The following is an 18035-nucleotide window of genomic DNA, read 5'->3' as shown; positions in this document are numbered from 1 at the left end:
CCCCGCCCGGCCGCCGGGCCGCCGGAAAATCAGCTCCCCGACGCGCTCGCCGCTGTACTGGCCGAGATCGCGGCCACGACCGCCGCCTGCGCGGCCTTCACCGCCGCCAGTGTCGCTTCACTCGCCCACGAGCCCTCGCTGATCGCCTTGAGCGCCTTCCGCGTCGGCCCCTTCTTGCGCTCGGGGAACACGATCCGCTCCATGTTCAGCGCGAACACCAGCGACGCGAGCGCCGCGGTCCGCTCGTCCCCCGCACGGCCCAGGTCGACCGCGGAGCCCAACCGCAGGCGCGCGTCGGCCTCGACGGCGGGGCTTCGCGGCAGGTGGCGGCGGTACGGGAAGAGCCCGAGCGCCTTCTCGCGCTCCTCGCGCAGCAGGCCGCGCGCGGTGAGATCGGCCAGGACGCGCGGCTTCAAGCCCTTCGCGAGGCGCTGGACCGCCGCCTTCGGCCGGCGCGGCCGGTCGGCCGCGAACCCGGCGAGGGACTCGTCCAGCAGCCGGTCGCCCACCGGTGCCGGGTCGGTGACGCGGACCCTCCCGTCGGCCACGTCGACGCGCCCGGCCAGCGCCAGTTCGAGCACGATCGCGCCGGCCATGCCGAACTCCAGGTACCCGGCGCGGCTGCGCCCGGTCGTGTCGTCGTAGGCGAGGAGGACGATTTCGTCGACAAGCGTGGCCATGCCCCCAGGGTAGGCCGCGCCCGCACCCGGCGGTCGCCCCGAGACGCCCGGCGCCGCGGCGCGGTCAGCGCGGTGCGCCGCCCTCCCGCAGCTCGGCGAGCCATGCGGCGGCGTCGGCGAAGTCGGCGTCCGACAGGCCCTGCGGCGGCGCCACGGGCCGGTCCGAGTGGTCCCGCGGATAGGAGCCGAGGTAGCGCACGTCGGCGCAGATGCGGCGCAGCCCCATGAGCGCCTCGCCCATCCGCGCGTCGGCCAGATGGCCCGCACAGTCGAGGAAGAACGCGTACCGGCCCAGGCCCTCGCCGGTCGGCCGCGACTCGATGCGGGTGAGGTTGATGCCGCGGATCGCGAACTCGGTGAGCACGGCCAGGAGCGCCCCGACCCGGTCGTGGTCGATGTAGACGGCCAGGGAGGTGATGTCGTTGCCGCTCGGCTCGGGCGGGGCCGCGGGGCGCATGACGTGCACGAAGCGCGTCTCGGCGCTGGAGGAGTCGCCGATGTCGAAGGCCTGCACGGGAAGCCCGGCGGCCTCGGCGGTGAACGGGGCGCACACGCAGGCGTCGAACTCCCCGTCGACGACGCGCTGGGCGGCCTGGGCGGTCGAGAGCGCCTGGTGGACGACCGCGTCCGGCAGTTCGCGCCGCAGGTAGCCGCGGGTCTGGGCGAGGGCGTGCGGGTGCGAGGCGACCGTGCCGATCGCGCCCGGGGCCTTGGTCGAGGCGAGCACGAAGGTGACCGGGAGGACGACCTCCCCGGCGATCACGAGCGGGTCGCCGCCGACGAGCTCGTCCACGGTGACGGTGACCGTGCCCTCCTGGGAGTTCTCCAGCGGCACGAAGCCCGCGTCGACCTCGCCGCGGCGCACCGCGTCGAGGATCTCGGCCTGCGAGGCCATCGGCGTGGCGGTCGCGCCCTTCGCGGCGGGCAGTCGGCGGAGCGCGGCCTCGGTGAAGGTCCCGCGCGGTCCCAGATAGGCGAACTCCATGGCCCCACGCTAGCAAGACCGGCCAGGCCCGCGAGCTGGGCTTCGACACCGCGACCGACCGGTTCCCATGAGACCGCCGTCTCAACGGCGACCCGCCTTCGGCGATATCCCGACTGTCGCGTATGCTTGTCGAGCCCAAGCGGAATTCCGCGGTGGTAAGCCAATGAGAACGGATCGCGGCACTCGTCGCCGAAATCCAGACGCATTGAGCGCCCCCATCGTCTAGGGGCCTAGGACGCCGCCCTTTCAAGGCGGTAACACGGGTTCGAATCCCGTTGGGGGTACAGCCCAGACGCGGCGCCGGTCACACGGAACGCGCCTGGTATAAATAAAGAGGTCTTGCGACCTTGAGAAGGGCTCGACAGAGTTCCGGACAAGGTCCCGTGGAGCAGCTAGGAGTGCTCGCCGCCCTGTCAAGGCGGAGGTCGCGGGTTCAAATCCCGTCGGGACCGCAGCGAAAACCCCCAGGGTGACCTGGGGGTTTTTCCATGCCCTTGGGACGCTTGAACGTCCGCACCGCCCCGCGGGGCCTCAGGGCCGGGGCGGCGGCGCCGGCTCGTCGGGGAGCGGCTCCTCCGGGTCCGGCTCCTGCGGCTCGGACGGCTCATCGGGTATCGGGTCCCCCGGGCCCGGCTTCGTCACCTCGGCCGACACGTCCGGGACCTCCGCGGCCAGCTCCTCATCCAGGGACGGGCCCCGCCGCTCCCCCTCCGGCGTCATCTCGCGGTCCGCGGCCTCCTGGTAGCCGTCGGCGTCGAGGATCTCGTCCTCCAGCGGCTCCTCGTTCGCCTCCTCGTCGTCGATGAAACCGAAGGTCTCCTGCTCGGCCGCCGTGTACGGCAGATTCTGATCGGACATCGCAACTCCCCCTGTTCGGTCCTCTCGGGCCATGATCGCGAATACCCGCCGCAGGCGCCGGGTATTCGCGCGTTCGGGAGGCGAGGCGCGGCTGTCGCGGACACGGCCCAGGGGGCGCAGGCGCCGGTCCCGAGCAGGCGTCCGCCGCCCTCGGGCGGCCGCCGCGCCAGAAGGCGCGGCCCCGCGCAACCTGGAGGACACCTTCGACCGCCCTCGCGGCGGTCGGGCCGCCGTGCGGCGGGACCGCTTCCGAACCGGGGCGCGCGACTGCCGCGACGGCCGCGCCGACCTCCTCCGCGAGCGCCTCGGCGACGCCGCCCGACGGCGCCCGCCCGCGCCGCCGAGACCGCGATCCACTGTGGCCGCAAGCGGTGATCCCGTGATCGCGAGCGGATTTCAGAGCGTGTTCACCACTGGTTCACTTTCTTCGTTAACCTTGTGATGTATGACGAATAGCGACCCTGCCCCCCTCGTGGAAGCCGGTCTGCCGCACGACCGCTTCCTCGACCGGGAAGAGAGCTGGCTGCGGTTCAACGGCAGGGTCCTGCGCCTCGCGCAATCCCCCGAACTGCCCCTCCTCGAACGGGTCCGGTTCCTCTCGATCTTCTCCAACAACCTCGACGAGTTCTTCATAGTCCGCGTCGCCGGCCTCATGCGCCGCCTCGCCACCGGCCTGCCCGTCCGCACCTCCTCCGGCCGCTCCCCCCACGCCCTCCTTTCCCGCATCGCCCGCCTCGCCCACCAGCTCAGCATCGAGCACGCCGAGTACTTCCGCGACGAGATCGCCCCCCTCCTCGCCGAAGAGGACATCGCGATCCTCCGCTGGGCCGACCTCGAGGACGCCGAGCAGGCCCGCATGCACGAACTGTTCCGCACCCGCATCTACCCCGTCCTCACCCCGCTCGTCGTCGACCCCGTCCACCCCTTCCCCTACATCTCCGGCCAGTCCCTCAACCTCGCCGTCCAGGTCCGCGACCCCCGCACCGGCGTCAGCCGCTTCGCCCGCGTCAAGGTCCCGCCCCTCCTGTCGCGCTTCATGGCCGTCGCCCCCGGTCGCTTCACCCCCCTCGAAGACGTCATCGCCGCCCACCTCGCGCAGCTGTTCCCCGGCATGGACGTCCTCGGCCACCACACCTTCCGCATCACCCGCAACCAGGACCTCGAGATCGACGAGGACATCACCGAGAACCTCCTCCAGACCCTCGAACGCGAACTCCTGCGCCGCCGCTTCGGCCCCGTCGTGCGCCTCGAGGTCGAGGACACCATCGACCCCCGCGTCCTCGACCGCCTCACCGCCGAACTCGGCGTCGGCGACGAGGTCGTCTACCGCCTCCCCGGCCCCCTCGACCTCGCCGGGCTCGACGCCCTCGCCGACCTCGAGCGCACCGATCTGAAGTACCCGCGCTTCCGGCCCTCCGAGGCCGTCCTGCCCCCCGACGCCGACCTGTTCGCGGTCATGCGCGACCAGGACGTCCTCGTCCACCACCCCTACGACTCGTTCACCGCCTCGGTCGAACGGCTCATCGAGGAGGCCGCCGCCGACCCGCAGGTCCTGGCGATCAAGCAGACCCTGTACCGCACCAGCGGCAAGTCCCCCATCGTGGACGCCCTCATCAGCGCCGCCGACGCCGGGAAGCAGGTCGTCGTGGTCGTGGAGATCAAGGCGCGCTTCGACGAGCAGGCCAACATCGACTGGGCCCAGAAGCTCGAGCAGGCCGGCTGCCACGTCATGTACGGCATCGTCGGCCTCAAGACCCACTGCAAGCTCGCGCTCGTGGTGCGCCAGGAGGCCGACGGGACCCTCCTGCGCTACAGCCACGTCGGCACCGGCAACTACCACCCCACGACCGCCCGCCTCTACGAGGACTTCGGGCTGCTCACCACCGACCCCGAGGTCGGCGAGGACGTCAACGCGGTCTTCAACCACCTCACCGGCTACTCCCGCGGCGAGGACTACCACCGGCTGCTGGTCGCCCCGCACTCCCTGCGCAAGGGCCTGCTCGAGCGGATCGACCGCGAGATCGAGAACCACCGCATGGGCCTGCCCGCGCGGCTGCGGTTCAAATGCAACTCGCTCACCGACGAGGGGATCATCGACGCGCTCTACCGGGCCTCCCGGGCCGGCGTCCAGGTCGACCTGTTCCTGCGCGGCATCTGCGCGCTGCGCCCGGGCGTGCCCGGCCTGTCCGAGAACATCCGGGTCCGCAGCGTCCTGGGCCGGTTCCTGGAGCACTCGCGGGTGTACGTGTTCGAGAACGGCGGCGACCCGGAAGTATGGTTGGGCAGCGCGGACCTGATGCACCGCAACCTCGACCGCCGGGTCGAGGTGCTCGTGCGGGTCGAAGGCGACGCCCACCGCGCGCAGCTGACCTCGCTGCTGGACCGCGGCATGGACGCCGACATCCGGACCTGGAGGCTGGGCCCCCTGGGCCTGTGGACCCGAGAGCGGGGCGGGGGCGACCTCCAGGAACAACTCATGCAGGAGCACCGTTGATGCAACCCGAGATCTTCGCCGCCGGCGCCGTGCTGTGGCGCCCGGGCGAGGACGGGCCGGAGCTGGCCCTCATCCACCGGCCCAAGTACGGCGACTGGACCTTCCCCAAGGGGAAGCTCAAACGCGGCGAGCACCTGCTCGCGGCCGCGCAGCGGGAGGTCTTCGAGGAGACCGGGATCCGGCCGGTGCTGGGGCGCCCGCTCGCGCCCTCCTTCTACGACAAGGAGGGCAAGCTCAAACGCGTCGACTACTGGTGCGCCACACCCGCCTCCGACGACGACGCCGTGGGCGAGGCGGTCGACCCCCGGGAGGTCGACGACCTCGAATGGGTCCCCCTGGCGGACGTGTCCGACCGGCTCACCTACGAGCGGGACCAGCCGGTCCTGGAGGACTTCTCGCGCGAGGAGGCCCGCGAGACGGTGCCGCTCGTGTTCATCCGCCACGCCGTCGCCATGTCCAAAGCGGACTGGTTCGACCAGGACGAGCTGCGGCCCCTCAACCAGCGCGGCCGCGAGCGGGCCCAGCAGCTCGAGGTGCTCCTCGCCGCCTACCCGACGGGGCGGGCGTTCAGCGCCACCAGCGCCCGCTGCCTGGAGACCCTCCTGCCGTACTGCGCGGCCGAAGGCGTCGCGGTGGCCGGCCTGCCCGAGTTCACCCCGGGCACCGCCAAACCCGCCGACGCGACGGCCCGGCTCGACGCGATCATCGCCTCCGGGGAGCCCGCCGTGATCTGCGGCCACGGGGAGGGCATCGACGAGCTCGTGGCCTACGCGAGCGGGAAGCTCGGCACCCCGGTGCCCGCGGGGCCCTTGGAGAAGGGCTCGTTCCTGGTCTTCCACACCTTCGAGGGGCGCCTGGTCGCCACCGAACTGCACGACTGACCGCTTCGATCGGACTGTCGGTCTCCCGTCAATCGCACGTCTCGGAGGGTCCCCCACTCGTTTCACAGGAGAACCACGAAACGAAGGGAAACCCCCCGATGCCAGGAGATCCCCACGAGTTGATCGTCAAGGCCATCGAGGACGAGCCGCTGACGGCGGCTTGGCTGATGGACCTCGTCGACATGGACCGGCGAGTCGAAGTGTGCACCGGAGCCGAGACGCGTTCGAACTCCTTCGGCTCCCCCGGCAGGACCGAGCGACGGGCCGACGTGGTCGTCAAACTGTCCTTCCCCGAGGAGGACGACCGGATCATCATCATCGAGGTCCAGAACGACTGGAAGAACGAGAAGTACTACCGGCTGCCCGGCTACATGGCCCGCGCCTTCGAGGATCACAAGCTGCCGGTCGAACTGGTGCTCATCTGCCCCACCGACGTGCTGGCCGCCAAGTATTGGAAGGGCATCTACCTCGGCCCGGAGAACACCGTCTCGGTGCGCTCGCTCGGACCGTCGGACTTCCCGGAGATGGTCAACTCATCGCGGCTGCCCACGGCTGCGGCGGCGGTGGTGACCGCCGTCGTGGCCGAGCCCCCGAGAGGGCGCAAGGCCGAACTGTTCATCTCGACACTCGACCGTCGCCTCGGTACCATCGAACCAGGGCGAGCGGCCGACTACATCATGCACCTGCTCACGGTTTTGGAAGACGAGCCCGCCCACCTGCTGGAGGACCTCATGCGCACGAAGACACGCCCGTATCACTCCGAATACAGCGACCGCCTGCGCTCGGAAGGGCGTGAGGAGGGACGTGAGGAGGGACGTGAGGAAGGCGCCGTCCTGCAGTCCCGCCGCATCCTGATCGGCATGCTCGAAGCCACGCAGGCCGGCGTCACCGACGCGCAGCGCCGGCGCATCGAGAGCGCGACCGACCGCGAGGAGCTCGAAGCCTGGATCACCAAGTTCATCGGTTCGGGTTCGGCCGCCGGGCTGTTCGACGAGTAGCCGACGACACGGGCGGGGGTGCCGGGCGGTTCCGCCCAGCGCCCCCGCCCGTCGTTGCGGCCGCTTACCGGGTCAGGCGGATCGATTCGATGTAGACGCCTCCGGCCCTGAAGCGCAGGAACAGGTCCTGGGTTCCCTCGGCGCCTTCGAGCGGGGCGGTGACATCGGTGAAGGCCTGGCGGTCGCCCGTCTCGGGGACCTCGACCGCCGCCAGGAGCGGCCCGTCGGGGGTCCCGGCGCGGACCTCGATCACCGGGTCGGCCAGGTCGGCCCATGCCGCTCCCGTTGTGGCCGTTCGCAGTTCGATACCCGTCGCGCCGTCGAGGACCACGTTGGTGAACCCCACGTAGTCGCCGGGCCGGCGCGAGGCCGTCGAGTGGTAGCCGCCTTCGCGTTTGAGCGTGTGCAGCTTCGACACCTCCCAGTAGGTCACGCCCTGCGCGATCGTGGCCTTCTCCCACACGTTGGCCGTCGCCGAGAGGTCGAGCGGGGCGATCGTCTCGCCCTCGATGCGGATCCGGGCCCCCGGGCCCTCCGCGCCGACGGCGATCGCGTACGTGCCGGTCTCCACGACCCGCTTGCCGCTCACCACGTCCCACACGAACAGGTCCTGCGGGTCGACGGTGATCGCGACGCGCCGCGTCTCCCCGGGGGCGAGGTCCTTGACGCGCTGGAAGCCCGCGAGCTGTCGCCGGGGCACGCGGTCGCCGTAGACCGAGTCGTTGGAGGCCGCGTAGACCAGCGCCACCTCGTCGCTGGTGCGGTCGCCGGTGTTGCGCAGGTCGAACGCGACCTCGAACGGGGTGTCCGCGTCGGTGGCGGCCGGGACCTCCAGGGCGCCGTACTCGAAGATCGTGTAGGTCAGGCCGTGTCCGAAGGGGTACACCGGTTCGGCCGTGGAGTAGCGGTAGGTCAGGCCCGCCGCGATCACGTCCTCCTCGAGCATGTCGACCTCGTCGACGCGCCACGGCTCGGTGTTCGGGCCGGGTTTCGGCAGTGAGGTCGTGTCGGCCAGCCAGGTCGAGGTGAGCCGTCCCGCCGGGGCGTAGTCGCCGGCGAGGGCCTCGGCTATGGCGGTGCCGGCGGCCTGTCCGGCGTGGGAGGTGTAGAGGATCGCGGCGACGTTCGGGTCGTGGGCGATGTCGCCGATCGCCAGCGGGTAGGCCGAGACCACGACGACGACGGTGCGGCCCGGCCTGGCGGCGGCGACGGCGCGGACGAGGTCGGCCTGGCGGGGGGCGAGGTCGAGGCCGGGCCGGTCGAAGCATTCGCGGGCGTTGACGAGCGGGTGGTTGCCGACGAGGACGACGGCCCAGTCGGCTTCGGCCGCGACGGCGGCGGCCGCGGCGGGGCCGTCTTCGACGAGGGTCTCGGTCAGGGGCGCCTCGGTGCGGCCCTTGACGAGCGGGAGCGTGCCGTCCTCGGCGAGGACGGGGCGGAAGGGGCCGTCGGGTTCGGACGGCACGTGGTTCACGCCGAACAGGTCGGCGGTCCGGCCATTGCGCACGTAGTGGAAGTTCTGGTGGGTGAACCAGGCGTTGGCGTCGGTCATGGCCTCGTCGTGGGCGAGGAGGACCGGGCCGGTGGCGCCGCCGCTCGCGCCCGCCTGGTTGGCGAAGGTGGCGGGGCCGTCGCTCTGCTCGAGGAGGTTCGCGGACACGAACCGGCCGGTGGCGTCGTGGCGGAACATGTGCTGGTCGTGGGCCCAGTCCCAGACTTCGAAGATCTCGGTGCCGCCTCGGTGCTCGGCGGTGGCGGCGAGGGCGCCGTTCTCGAGGACGGTGACGTACCGGCCGCCGGCCTGCCAGGCGATGCGGTCGCCGCCGGTGTGGTGGGCGATGCGGGCGAACCGCTCGCGCAGCGCCTGGAGGGGGGTGGTGCGGCGTTCGGCGGGGACGAGCGGGCTGTAGTAGTCGCGGAGGTTGAGGTCGGCGAGGGGGCCGAGGACGGCGATGCTCGCGTCCTGGGGCAGGGGGAGGGCGCCGCCGGTGTTCTTGAGGAGGACGAGCTGTTCGCGGGCGGCCTGGAGGGCGAGGGCGGTGGCCTCGGGGCGTTCGTGGGGGGCGGGGTCGGCGGGGATGCGGTTGTACTCGCAGGCGTCGCCGTCGAGGAGGCCGGTGCGGACGAGGAAGGTGAGCCAGTCGCGGGCGGCGCGGTCAATGTCGGCCTGGGTGAGGCCGAAGAGGCCGCGGCGGACGGCTTCGGCGGCGTTGGCGACGAAGGGGAGTTCGGAGCCGTCGTGGAAGTGGGTCTGTCCGGCGTGGAGCATGAGGCCGGAGGCGTAGACGCCGATGTCGCCGGCGCCGACGGCGTCGATGCCGGTGCCGTCGGCGGCGATGCGGCGGCCTTCCTCGGCGGCGAGGGCCTGCGGGTAGGGGAGGTCGGCGTCGGGCTGCTCCCAGGTGTCCCAGGGGGCGCCCTTGGTGGTGTGGAGGTTGACGCCGTCCCAGCCGTCGGGGAGGAAGAAGAAGACGCCGTCGGGGGTCCATTCGCTGCGGAGGGTGTCCAGGATCGGGGAGATGATCGAGGGGACGCCGTTGACGAGGTTGTAGGCGGTCATGGCGCCGTGGACGGCGCCGGCCTCGACGGGTTTGCGGTAGGGGACGGCCTGGTATTCGTGGAGGGCGCGGACGCCCATGGACGCGGAGGTGCGGTGGCGGTGGTATTCGTGGCCGTAGCCGAGGAAGTGCTTCATCTGGGGCAGGAGGCGCACGTATTCGGGGTGGCGTCCGCGCAGGCCCCACGCGTAGGCGGTGGTCATGGCGGCGATGTGGAGGGGGTCTTCGCCGAAGCCCTCCTCGAAGCGGCCGGCGAGGGGGTTGGCGCGGATGTCGGCGACGGGCCCGAAGCCGGCGTAGACGCCGGTGTCGCGGGCGCGGGTCTCGTGGGAGACGACCTCGCCGATGCGTTCCATGAGGTCGGTGTCCCAGGTGGCGCCGAGGCCGATGGCCTGGGGGAAGAGGGTGGCGTTCGCGTGGTGGCCGGAGCCGTGGAGGACCTCGTTGAACCGGTTCTGGAGGGCGGGGAGGGTGAAGCCGTCGGCGAGGACGGTCTCGGGGACGCCGTTGAGGCAGGCGGTCTTCTGCTCGTCGGTCATGAGGGCGAGGAGGGCCTCCACGCGCTCGGCGACGGGCCGGTTCGGGTCGAGGTAGACGGGAGCGCTCATGCTCGTCCAATCGGTCGTGGTCGGGTACCCCGAACATTACGACGGACGACCAGACTAATTCAAGGGAGTTCGCGTGTGACCCGCGCGGGCCCGGGCGCGCAGCGGCGCCGTCCCGGGAGGCGGCGGGGCGCCGCGTGAGACCGCGGCCTCCTACACCAGTTGGTTACGATGCTCCCCATGAGCCCCGGCCCCCAGGCAACCTCGCTCGGCGTCGACTTCGGCACCTCGCACACCATCGCGGTGGTGCGCCGCGCCGACGGGAGCGTGCGCCCGCTGCTGTTCGACGGCGCGCCGCTGATGCCCTCGGCGGTGTGCGCCGACGCGAAGGGCGGGCTCCTGGTCGGGCGCGACGCGGTCCACGCGGGGCGGCGGCACCCGGAGCGGTTCGAGCCCAACCCGAAGCGGCTCATCGACCGGCCCTCGGCACTCCTGGGCGAGCGCGAGTTCCCGGTGGCGGACCTCGTCGCGGCGGTCCTGGGCGCGGTCGCCGAGGAGTGCCGCCGCGTGGTGGGGCGGCCCGCGCAGGTGACGCTCACCGTCCCGGCCGAGTGGGGCCCGGCCCGCCGCCGGGTGGTGGAGGAGGCCGCGGCCCGCTCCGGGCTGGGCCCGGTGCGCCTGGTCCCCGAGCCGGTCGCCGCCGCCGCCTACTACGCCGAGGCGCTGCGGCACCGGATGGACGCGGGCGCCTCCATCGTCGTCTACGACCTCGGGGCGGGCACGTTCGACGCGAGCGTGGTGCGCCGCACCGGGGACGGGTTCGCGACCGCGGCCCTGGACGGGCGCGGCGACCTGGGCGGCCTGGACATCGACGCGGCCCTCATCGAGCACCTCGGCGCCACCTACGGCTCCCGCGAGGGCTGGGCGCGCCTGGTCGACCCGTCGACGGTCGCGGAGCGCCGGGCGCTGCGCGAGTTCCAGGAGGAGGTGCGCGGCGCCAAGGAGCGGCTCTCGCGCCACCAGCAGGCGGACATCGCGATCCCGCTGCTGGACGTCGAGGCGCACCTGACGCGCACCGAGCTGGAGCGGATCGCCGAGCCCCATCTGGAGCAGACCATCCGGGTCACGCGGGCGGTGATGCGCGCCGCCGGGCTCGACCCGGCCGACGGCGCCGGGGTGTTCCTCGTGGGCGGGGCCAGCCGGATGCCGCTGGTGGCGACCATGCTGCACCGCGCCCTGGGGGTCGCGCCGACGGTCCTGGACCAGCCGGAGGTCGTGGTCGCCGAAGGCAGCGTCCTGTGGGCCGGGACGGGCGCCGCGGCGCTCCCCCTCCAGCGGCCCCCGCAGCCGCACACGCCGCCCGCGGCCGGCGGCCGCGGCGGGGCCCCGTTCACCCCGCAGGCGCCGGCGGCCGCGCCGCCGCACACCGAACCGGCGCCGCGGCGGCTCCCGCCCGCCCCCCACGCGCCGACGCCGCAGACCGCGCCGGCCTTGCAGGACGCCCGGTCCACTGCGGCCGCCCCGCCGCCGGGCGCCCCGATCCGGCATGATCCGGGCGGGCGCGATCCGGGACGGAACCTGCCGCCCCGCGCCCCGCAGGGCCCGCCCGGCGACGACCCCCCGCCGACCGAGGCGGAGGCCCGGCGCGCCAGGAGGGTCGGCCGCCGGGCGGTCGTCGGGTTCCTCCTGGTCGACATCGTGATCATCGCCGGACTGGTCTGGTACTTCGGGTCGGACGACAGCGAAGGCGAGGACAACGACGGCGGGGACCCCTGGATCACGCTCGAGCAGGGCGAGGCGGTGCCCGAGGCGGGGACCGCGCTCAGCGCGATCCTCGGCGCCCACGACGGCCCGATCGCCTCGTTCGCCGGCGTCGAGGACGAGGCGGCGGGCGTCGCCGAGCTGTTCTCGGCCGAGTCGGACGGAACCGTGCACCACTGGTCGATGGACACCGGCGAGCTGCTCGACACGTACACGGTCGAGGGCGGCGTCGGCTCCCTCCACACGACCCGGGACGCCGACGGGAACCCGATGGTGGTCGCGGTCGGCCACGACTACACGGCGTGGACGTGGACGAGCGCGGCGCCGGAGGCGTTCGCCGCGGCCGGCCGCCCGGACCTGGCCGAGGGGAACGTCGTGCGGGTCGCGGCCGGCTCGGTCGACGGCGCGCCCGTGCTGGGCCTGCTCACCGAGGACCCCGAGCGCCCCGAGGAGAAGCGGTTCGAGCTGTTCGGCCTCGCCGACGGCGTCTCGCACGGCGTCCACGACCTCCCCGCGGGCGACGGGCTCGCGAACTTCTACACCGGGGCGGACGGCTCGTACACGAACATCGTCGCGGTCAACCCGGAGCGGCGGCTCGACGACGTCGACGGCGCCGACGGCACGGTCGCGGGCGTCTTCGGCGGCGCGTACTGGGAGGACGGGCTCGAGGTGGAGGCGGTGCGCGTGGCGTACCGGTACGGGTCGCCGCTGGCGATGGTCTTCGGCGCCGACGGCGTCCTGCGCCTGTGGGACCTGGAGGGCGACGGGCCGTACATCGACGACGAGCGCTGGAGCGATCTGGACGCCGAGTACCACCACGACGTCGTGGACTCCGCGGACGGCCCCGCGCTGCTGCGCATCGACCCGACCGGCGAGGCGTTCGTCAAGGCGTTCGACGGCGGGGAGTCGCTGCCGCTGGGCGACGGCGACACCGGCCCGGTGACCGAGCTGGAGGACGTCCTCGTGGACGGCCACCCCGTCGCCGTCACCGGCGACGAGAACGGCAACATTCAACTCTGGAGTCTGGGACTGTGATCATCCTGGTCGTCGCGGCGGTCCTCGTCGCGGCCGCAACCGCATACGCCATCTGGGCCATGGGCCAAGAGCGCCGCATCGAGACCGAGGTGCGCCTCGACGCCCGCGCGAACGAGGTGTGGGCGGTCCTGACGGACTTCCCCGCCTACGGGGAGTGGAACCCGTTCCTGACCGCGGTGTCGGGGCTGCTGGCCGAGGACGAGCGCCTCGACGTGTCCTTCGCGGGGGAGGACGGAAAGGTCCGGCGGCTGCGGCCGCGGGTCCTGCGCGTCTCCCCCGCCCGCCAGATCCGGTGGCTCGGGAAGCTCGGCCCCGGCGGCCTGTTCGACGGCGAGCACTACTTCGTGCTCGCCCCGCAGGAGGACGGGTCCACGGTCCTCACGCACGGGGAGCGGTTCACGGGGGTCCTGGTGCCGCTCATGTCGAAGTCCCTGGCCGAGACCGAGCGGGGCTTCGACGCGATGGACGCGGCGCTGACCGCGCGCCTCGCCGCCGCGCAAGCGGACTGACCGGGGGCGCCGCTTCCGGAGACGGCGGTTCGCGCCGCGGCGGGATGCCGCGGCGCGAACCGCCGTTCACATGCTGCCCGCGGTGCGGGGGAGCGGTCCGCGCCCGGTGCGGCGCGGTCCCCCGGCCGCGCTAGCCCAGCAGGCCCGCGCCTGCCAGCTCGGTGACGTCGGCGACCGTGTCGGTCGCCGAGCCAGCAACACCTTCGGAGGTGGTGTTGCTGACCAGGCCGCCGACGACCGGGACGTTGGAGGCGACGCCGCCGACGGTGTCGAGACCGGGGACGGGGAGGGCCTCCTCGTCGAGGTCCACGTTCGCCGCCTCCTCGGTGGTCGCGAGCTCCTTGTGGCTGTCGTGGTGGTCGTGGCCGCCGGGGATCTCCGCGTCGGCGCCGCCGTCGCACGAGGCGCTGGCGTAGCCGAGGATCGCGATGGCGTTGCCGCACACGTTGATCGGTGTCTGGATCGGCGCGAAGATCTGGTTGCCGTTGCCGAGGCCGACGTTCTGCTGGGTGGTGAGGTCGCCCGCACCGCTGTAGTCGGCGTCGGCGCCGCCGTCGCACTGGGCGCCCGAGGCGCCGCCGACGGCGATGGCGTTGCCGCAGGCGTTGATCGGGGCCTGGACGGGCGCGAGGAGCTGGTTGCCCGAGAGCGCGCCCCAGTTGTGCTGGGTGGTGGTGTCGTAGCTCTTCGACTCGGTCGTGCGGCCGGATTCGAGGGTGGCCTCGGAGCCGCCGTCGGACCAGGCGTCCGCGACGCCGCCGACGGCGGCGGCGATGCCGCTGACCTCGACGGGGGCCTGGATCGGCGCGAAGACCTGGTTGCCGTTGCCGAGGCCGGTGTTGTGCTGGGTGGTGAGGTCGCCCGCGCCGCCGTTCTCGGCGGTGGCGCCGCCCTCGCAGCCGGCGTCGGCGGTGCCGAGGACGGCCGCGGCGATGCCGCAGATGTTGATGGGCGCCTGGATCGGCGCGACCACCTGGTTGCCCGACACGGCCCCGACCTGGTCCTGCGTGGTGACGTCAGGACCCCAGGCGTGGGCGGTGCCGGCGCCGGCGACGAGGACGGCCCCCGCTGCGACGAAGCCGGTCTGCGCGGTCTTGCGTGCCCATGAGTAGTTCACGAAGTTTCACCTTTCAGGGAATTCGTTCTTGCTGTTCCATCACGTGTCCCCCGTGAAGCTCCGTGGCTTCAATGAACTTGTGCATGTTCGCGGAGGCGAGCTGGGTCTCGCCTGAACAGGGTGCATTGAAACCGGGAGAGTTTTTCGTTCCGGCCGACGGGCCGCCCGGGCGAGCGCCGTCCGGCCGCGTTCGCCCCGCGCGGCGGTGGACCGTCGCGTGGGGCTCGTGCGGCCGGGAGCGCGGTGGACCCGGGCGGGCCCGTGGGCCGTGGTCGGTCGCGGCGCCCGCTGGGGCCGCGGCCGGTCGTGCGCGCCCTAGAAGGGCAGCGGGACCGGGAGGCCGCCGCCGAGGCCGCTGAGCAGGTCGCCCAGCGGGTCGCCCGCGTCCGCGGACTGGCCGTTGTCGTTCTTGATGTCGTTGCGGGACGAGTTCACGTGGTCGACGATCTCGTCGGCGTCGACGGGCTGGTCGCCCTTGGCCTCGGCGCTGGGGCCCGCGGGCATGACCGCGTCCAGGCCGGGGACCGCGTTGAGCGCGTCCAGGCCGGGCACCTTGTCGGTGACGCCGCCGGCGACGCCGCCGGCCAGGCCGGTGACGGCGTCCGGAGAGACCGGAAGCCCCCCGAGGGCCTCCGGCGTCGCCGCGACCAGGTCGCCGGCCGCTTCCTCGGCGTCGGTGGCGGCGGCCTGAGCGGCCGAGCCCGCGAGCAGCAGAGCCCCCGTGGCGATGCCTCCGATGAGGCCCGCCGTACGCGCAGTGCGCATCTTCATCTGCTTGTTGCCTTTCTCCGCATCGCAGGTGGCCGATCGGCGCTGGGGAAGCAGCACGAATCGACCGCCGGGCGGTGCAAGATCGCTGAATTGTCAGTCGTTCACCAGCGGGTCGGGGCAGGGCGTTCGCCGTGGGGCGCCCGCTGCTGCCGACTGCGGCCCTCAGCCGCGACCGCGCCGGCTGGATCGTCGGCGGATCGAGGACCGCTCTCGCTGTCCGGTGGACCGGTGACACTCCGGCCCGGCCGCGACGGGTTGGCGACGCGGCCACCCTGACTAACTGGAGGGGCGCGGCGGCGGTTACGCCCAGACGCGAAGAAATTCGAAAAAGATGCGGCGTTGCGGCACCTGAATGCGTGGATGCCTCATATGCCCGTTCCGGACGCGGAGCGGCCCTCCACGCGAACGTGAAGGGCCGCAACTCGAAAGGGGGTCAGGTGCTCACCGGCGCCACTGCTCGGGGTGGTTCGGGGGCGCCGCCTGGCCGTACTGCTGGGGACGGCCCGGGGCTTGGCCGTACTCCTGCGGGACGCCCGGCGCCCGCCCGTACGACTGGGGGCGGTTCGGCGCCTGGCCGTACCCCTGGCCCTGGCCGCCCGGCGCCTGGCCGTACTGCTGCGGGCCGCCGGGGGCCCGGCCGTAGGGCTGCGGGTCGCCCGGCGCCCGGTCGTGCGGCTCGACCTTGCGCAGGATCATGGTGTCCGTGCTCCCCGCGCCGCCGTCCTCGCCCCCGCCGTCGCGCTTCTTGCGGATGAGCTTGATCGTGCGCGAGACGACGAACCACAGGAACAGCAGGCCGATGAGGCCGACCACGATCTTGCTGAGCAGGTCGGAGTACTGGGCGAGGACCGGCTCGATCGCCGGGCCGAACGCGAAGCCCAGCCCGATCCAGATCGCGTTCCAGATCACCGAGCCGATCAGGGTGTAGCCGGTGAACTTCCAGAACGGCATCTTCTCGATCCCGGCGGGGACCGAGATCGCGCTGCGCACCAGCGGCAGGCAGCGCCCGGCCAGGACGGCGACGCCGCCCCACCGGGCGAAGACCTTCTCGGAGCGCTCGAAGTCCTTGAGCTCCAGGAGCGGGATCTTCTCGAACAGCCACCGGGTGCGCTCGCGCCCGAACGCGTAGCCCACGTAGTAGAGGATGTAGGCCCCGGCCATGGAACCGAGGGCCGCGAAGAACATCGCCAGCCAGAAGTTCATCCTCCCCTGGTAGGAGAGGAAGCCCGCCACCGGCAGGATGAGCTCGGAGGGAATGGGCGGGAAGACCGACTCGATGGCGAGGGCCAGGCCGACGCCGACCTCGCCGAACTTGTCGATCAGGTCGAGCACCCAGCCAATGATGCCGTCGTACTCATCGGCGTGGGTGACGTCCGCGGCGGCCAGTGTCATCGCCTGGCTGAGCATGTTGGTCACGCGGCCAGCGTATCCGGCGCCCCCGCGGGGCCGCCTCGGTCGTCCGACCGAGGCCCGCGCGCCGGTTCCGGCCTTCCGGCCGATGGGATGCGGCCGGGTGTCGCGCGACGTGCGGGGCCGGGCCATACTTAGTGGTAATTCCGCGCTTCTTACGGCTCGCACGCACCAGGTCGGCCCGTTCAGCGCTCCTGGACCGCAGTTGGAGGGGCTTCGATGAGTCGGACGGTCGGGCCGTACCGGGATGTCGCGACCGCCCGCGTCGAAGGCGCGTACGAGCTGTGCGAGGGGCAGGACGAGAGCGGCCGCCCCGTCCAGATCCTGACGCTGGGCGCGACGTCGTCCAAGGACCCGGCCCGCCGGGGCCTGCTGTCGGACACCGCCGCCTGGGCGTACGCGACCGCCGGCCCCGAGGACGCCCCGATCCTGGTGGCGGACCTGGAGGCCGAGCAGCCGTACGTGGTGGTGCTGCGCGACGCGCGCCTGCGCGGCGCCGACCGCATCATGGACCGGCTCCTGGCCCTGGGCCCGGCCACCGGGCCGCTCCCGGTCGGGCCCGCCGCCGCGGCGCAGCGGGCCGTGCACCAGATGGCCGCGGCGCAGCGCTCGGCCGCGCCGGCCTCCCCGGCCCCGCCCTCCCCGCCGCCGGTGTCGCCGCCGGTCGTGATGATCGCCCCGCCGAAGCGGCGCTCGCAGCTCAAGCCGATCCTCATCGGCATCGGCTCGGTCGTGGTCATCCTCGCGCTCGTCGTGGGGGTGTGGGCCCTGCTGTCGGGCGGCGGCGGCGACGATGCGAGTTCGGACGCGGAGGCGCCCGACACCGCCGCGGTCGACGGCGCCTCGGGCGCACCGACGACCGAGGAGGCCGAGGGCGACGAGGCCGAGGCGGGCGAGCAGACGCCCCGCTGGGACCCGGAGGCGCCCGAGGAGCGGGTCGGGGGGACCGTGTTCCCCGAGGACGCCGACACGCGCGTCATCGCCTACGAGAACTGGCCGTTCGCGTTCCAGGTCCCCCAGGAGTACGAGTGCGCGGCGGCCGAGCGGCACACGGTGTGCACCGCCGGGGAGGACGATTCGGGGTTCACGGTCGGCTGGGAGCCGTGCCCAGGCGAGTGCCCGGCGGCCGCGCGCGAGTCGCTGCGCGAGGGGCTGCCCTACCAGCCGCTGACCGACCTGGGCAACGGCGACGTCGGGATCGCCGAGCGCACCGAGGTGTACGGGCGCTGGCGCGGTTCGATGAGCGTGTTCGTGACGACCGCCGACGGGGTCTTCCACGCGTTCACGAGCGCCGACGTGGCCGACGAGCGCTCGGAGGAGGCCTGGCGGGTCTTCAACGACGTGCTCAACCAGGCCCTGGCGCAGGCCGAGGAGCCCTAGGCCGCGGGTCCGGCGGCACGGGCCCCGGCGGCCTGGACGTCCGCATGCTCGGG

The 18035-nt window shown here is 73.0% G+C and carries 13 protein-coding genes and 2 tRNA genes; 8 read left to right on the top strand and 7 right to left on the bottom strand.

Going from position 1 to position 18035, the window contains the following annotated elements; genetic code table 11:
- Positions 1–29: 29 nt before the first annotated feature.
- On the bottom strand, positions 30–680 hold the full coding sequence (locus tag LO763_RS00930; protein WP_230599960.1) for a GOLPH3/VPS74 family protein: 651 nt from the start codon (positions 678–680) through the stop codon (positions 30–32).
- Positions 681–744: 64 nt separating this feature from the next.
- Positions 745–1665, bottom strand: coding sequence for a prephenate dehydratase (pheA, locus tag LO763_RS00925; RefSeq protein ID WP_230599959.1), 921 nt, complete (start codon positions 1663–1665; stop codon positions 745–747).
- Between the two features lie 211 nt (positions 1666–1876).
- Here pheA and LO763_RS00920 point away from each other — a divergent pair.
- Positions 1877–1949: transfer RNA gene (locus LO763_RS00920), tRNA-Glu, on the top strand.
- A gap of 93 nt (positions 1950–2042) precedes the next feature.
- Positions 2043–2117 (top strand) — tRNA-Asp (locus LO763_RS00915).
- 79 nt (positions 2118–2196) lie between these two features.
- Here the strand turns inward: LO763_RS00915 and LO763_RS00910 are convergent.
- Positions 2197–2523, bottom strand: coding sequence for a hypothetical protein (locus LO763_RS00910; RefSeq protein ID WP_230599958.1), 327 nt, complete (start codon positions 2521–2523; stop codon positions 2197–2199).
- A 445-nt stretch (positions 2524–2968) separates the two neighbouring features.
- On the opposite strand from LO763_RS00910, the gene LO763_RS00905 reads away from it, so the two are divergent.
- From LO763_RS00905 to LO763_RS00895, 3 genes are all read left to right on the top strand, one after another.
- A complete protein-coding gene (locus tag LO763_RS00905) occupies positions 2969–5017 on the top strand; it encodes an RNA degradosome polyphosphate kinase (RefSeq protein ID WP_230599957.1) in 2049 nt (682 codons plus the stop codon).
- The gene (locus LO763_RS00900; RefSeq protein ID WP_230599956.1) at positions 5017–5898 is read left to right on the top strand and encodes an NUDIX hydrolase; all 882 of its coding nucleotides are present in this window, start codon (positions 5017–5019) and stop codon (positions 5896–5898) included. The genes LO763_RS00905 and LO763_RS00900 overlap by 1 nt, the downstream gene beginning before the upstream one ends.
- 98 nt (positions 5899–5996) lie before the next feature.
- On the top strand, positions 5997–6896 hold the full coding sequence (locus tag LO763_RS00895) for an RpnC/YadD family protein (protein ID WP_230599955.1): 900 nt from the start codon (positions 5997–5999) through the stop codon (positions 6894–6896).
- A gap of 64 nt (positions 6897–6960) precedes the next feature.
- On the opposite strand, the gene LO763_RS00890 is transcribed toward LO763_RS00895, so the two are convergent.
- Positions 6961–10062, bottom strand: coding sequence for a glycoside hydrolase family 3 protein (locus LO763_RS00890; RefSeq protein WP_230599954.1), 3102 nt, complete (start codon positions 10060–10062; stop codon positions 6961–6963).
- A 177-nt stretch (positions 10063–10239) separates the two neighbouring features.
- On the opposite strand from LO763_RS00890, the gene LO763_RS00885 reads away from it, so the two are divergent.
- Both LO763_RS00885 and LO763_RS00880 read left to right on the top strand, forming a co-directional pair.
- Complete coding sequence (locus LO763_RS00885) at positions 10240–12795, top strand: Hsp70 family protein (protein ID WP_230599953.1); 2556 nt, start codon at positions 10240–10242, stop codon at positions 12793–12795.
- The gene (locus LO763_RS00880) at positions 12792–13304 is read left to right on the top strand and encodes an SRPBCC family protein (RefSeq protein WP_230599952.1); all 513 of its coding nucleotides are present in this window, start codon (positions 12792–12794) and stop codon (positions 13302–13304) included. Before LO763_RS00885 ends, LO763_RS00880 begins: the two co-directional genes overlap by 4 nt.
- 130 nt (positions 13305–13434) lie before the next feature.
- On the opposite strand, the gene LO763_RS00875 is transcribed toward LO763_RS00880, so the two are convergent.
- The 3 genes from LO763_RS00875 to LO763_RS00865 form a co-directional block, all read right to left on the bottom strand.
- A complete protein-coding gene (locus tag LO763_RS00875) occupies positions 13435–14421 on the bottom strand; it encodes a chaplin family protein (protein ID WP_230599951.1) in 987 nt (328 codons plus the stop codon).
- 315 nt (positions 14422–14736) lie between these two features.
- Positions 14737–15186: a hypothetical protein gene (locus tag LO763_RS00870; RefSeq protein ID WP_230599950.1), complete on the bottom strand. Its 450-nt coding sequence runs from the start codon at positions 15184–15186 to the stop codon at positions 14737–14739.
- Positions 15187–15633: 447 nt separating this feature from the next.
- A complete protein-coding gene (locus tag LO763_RS00865) occupies positions 15634–16599 on the bottom strand; it encodes a DedA family protein (protein WP_230600437.1) in 966 nt (321 codons plus the stop codon).
- A 222-nt stretch (positions 16600–16821) separates the two neighbouring features.
- Here LO763_RS00865 and LO763_RS00860 point away from each other — a divergent pair, with 222 nt between their 5' ends.
- On the top strand, positions 16822–17982 hold the full coding sequence (locus tag LO763_RS00860) for a flagellar basal body-associated FliL family protein (RefSeq protein ID WP_230599949.1): 1161 nt from the start codon (positions 16822–16824) through the stop codon (positions 17980–17982).
- Positions 17983–18035: the final 53 nt, after the last annotated feature.

The sequence above is a fragment of the Glycomyces amatae genome, from assembly GCF_020991375.1.
GTDB classification, from domain to species: domain Bacteria; phylum Actinomycetota; class Actinomycetes; order Mycobacteriales; family Micromonosporaceae; genus Glycomyces; species Glycomyces amatae.
The sequence above is the reverse complement of the archived record's forward strand: the minus strand, read 5'-3'. Positions and strand labels throughout refer to the sequence as shown.

Bases quoted from the DNA above. Each gene is read 5' to 3' on its own strand.
- LO763_RS00890 (WP_230599954.1), bottom strand. From the start codon at position 10,062: ATGAGCGCTCCCGTCTACCTCGACCCGAACCGGCCCGTCGCCGAGCGC.
- LO763_RS00870 (WP_230599950.1), bottom strand. From the start codon at position 15,186: ATGCGCACTGCGCGTACGGCGGGCCTCATCGGAGGCATCGCCACGGGG.
- LO763_RS00910 (WP_230599958.1), bottom strand. From the start codon at position 2,523: ATGTCCGATCAGAATCTGCCGTACACGGCGGCCGAGCAGGAGACCTTC.
- LO763_RS00900 (WP_230599956.1), top strand. From the start codon at position 5,017: ATGCAACCCGAGATCTTCGCCGCCGGCGCCGTGCTGTGGCGCCCGGGC.
- LO763_RS00865 (WP_230600437.1), bottom strand. From the start codon at position 16,599: ATGCTCAGCCAGGCGATGACACTGGCCGCCGCGGACGTCACCCACGCC.
- LO763_RS00860 (WP_230599949.1), top strand. From the start codon at position 16,822: ATGAGTCGGACGGTCGGGCCGTACCGGGATGTCGCGACCGCCCGCGTC.
- LO763_RS00895 (WP_230599955.1), top strand. From the start codon at position 5,997: ATGCCAGGAGATCCCCACGAGTTGATCGTCAAGGCCATCGAGGACGAG.
- LO763_RS00905 (WP_230599957.1), top strand. From the start codon at position 2,969: ATGACGAATAGCGACCCTGCCCCCCTCGTGGAAGCCGGTCTGCCGCAC.
- LO763_RS00930 (WP_230599960.1), bottom strand. From the start codon at position 680: ATGGCCACGCTTGTCGACGAAATCGTCCTCCTCGCCTACGACGACACG.
- LO763_RS00885 (WP_230599953.1), top strand. From the start codon at position 10,240: ATGAGCCCCGGCCCCCAGGCAACCTCGCTCGGCGTCGACTTCGGCACC.
- pheA (WP_230599959.1), bottom strand. From the start codon at position 1,665: ATGGAGTTCGCCTATCTGGGACCGCGCGGGACCTTCACCGAGGCCGCG.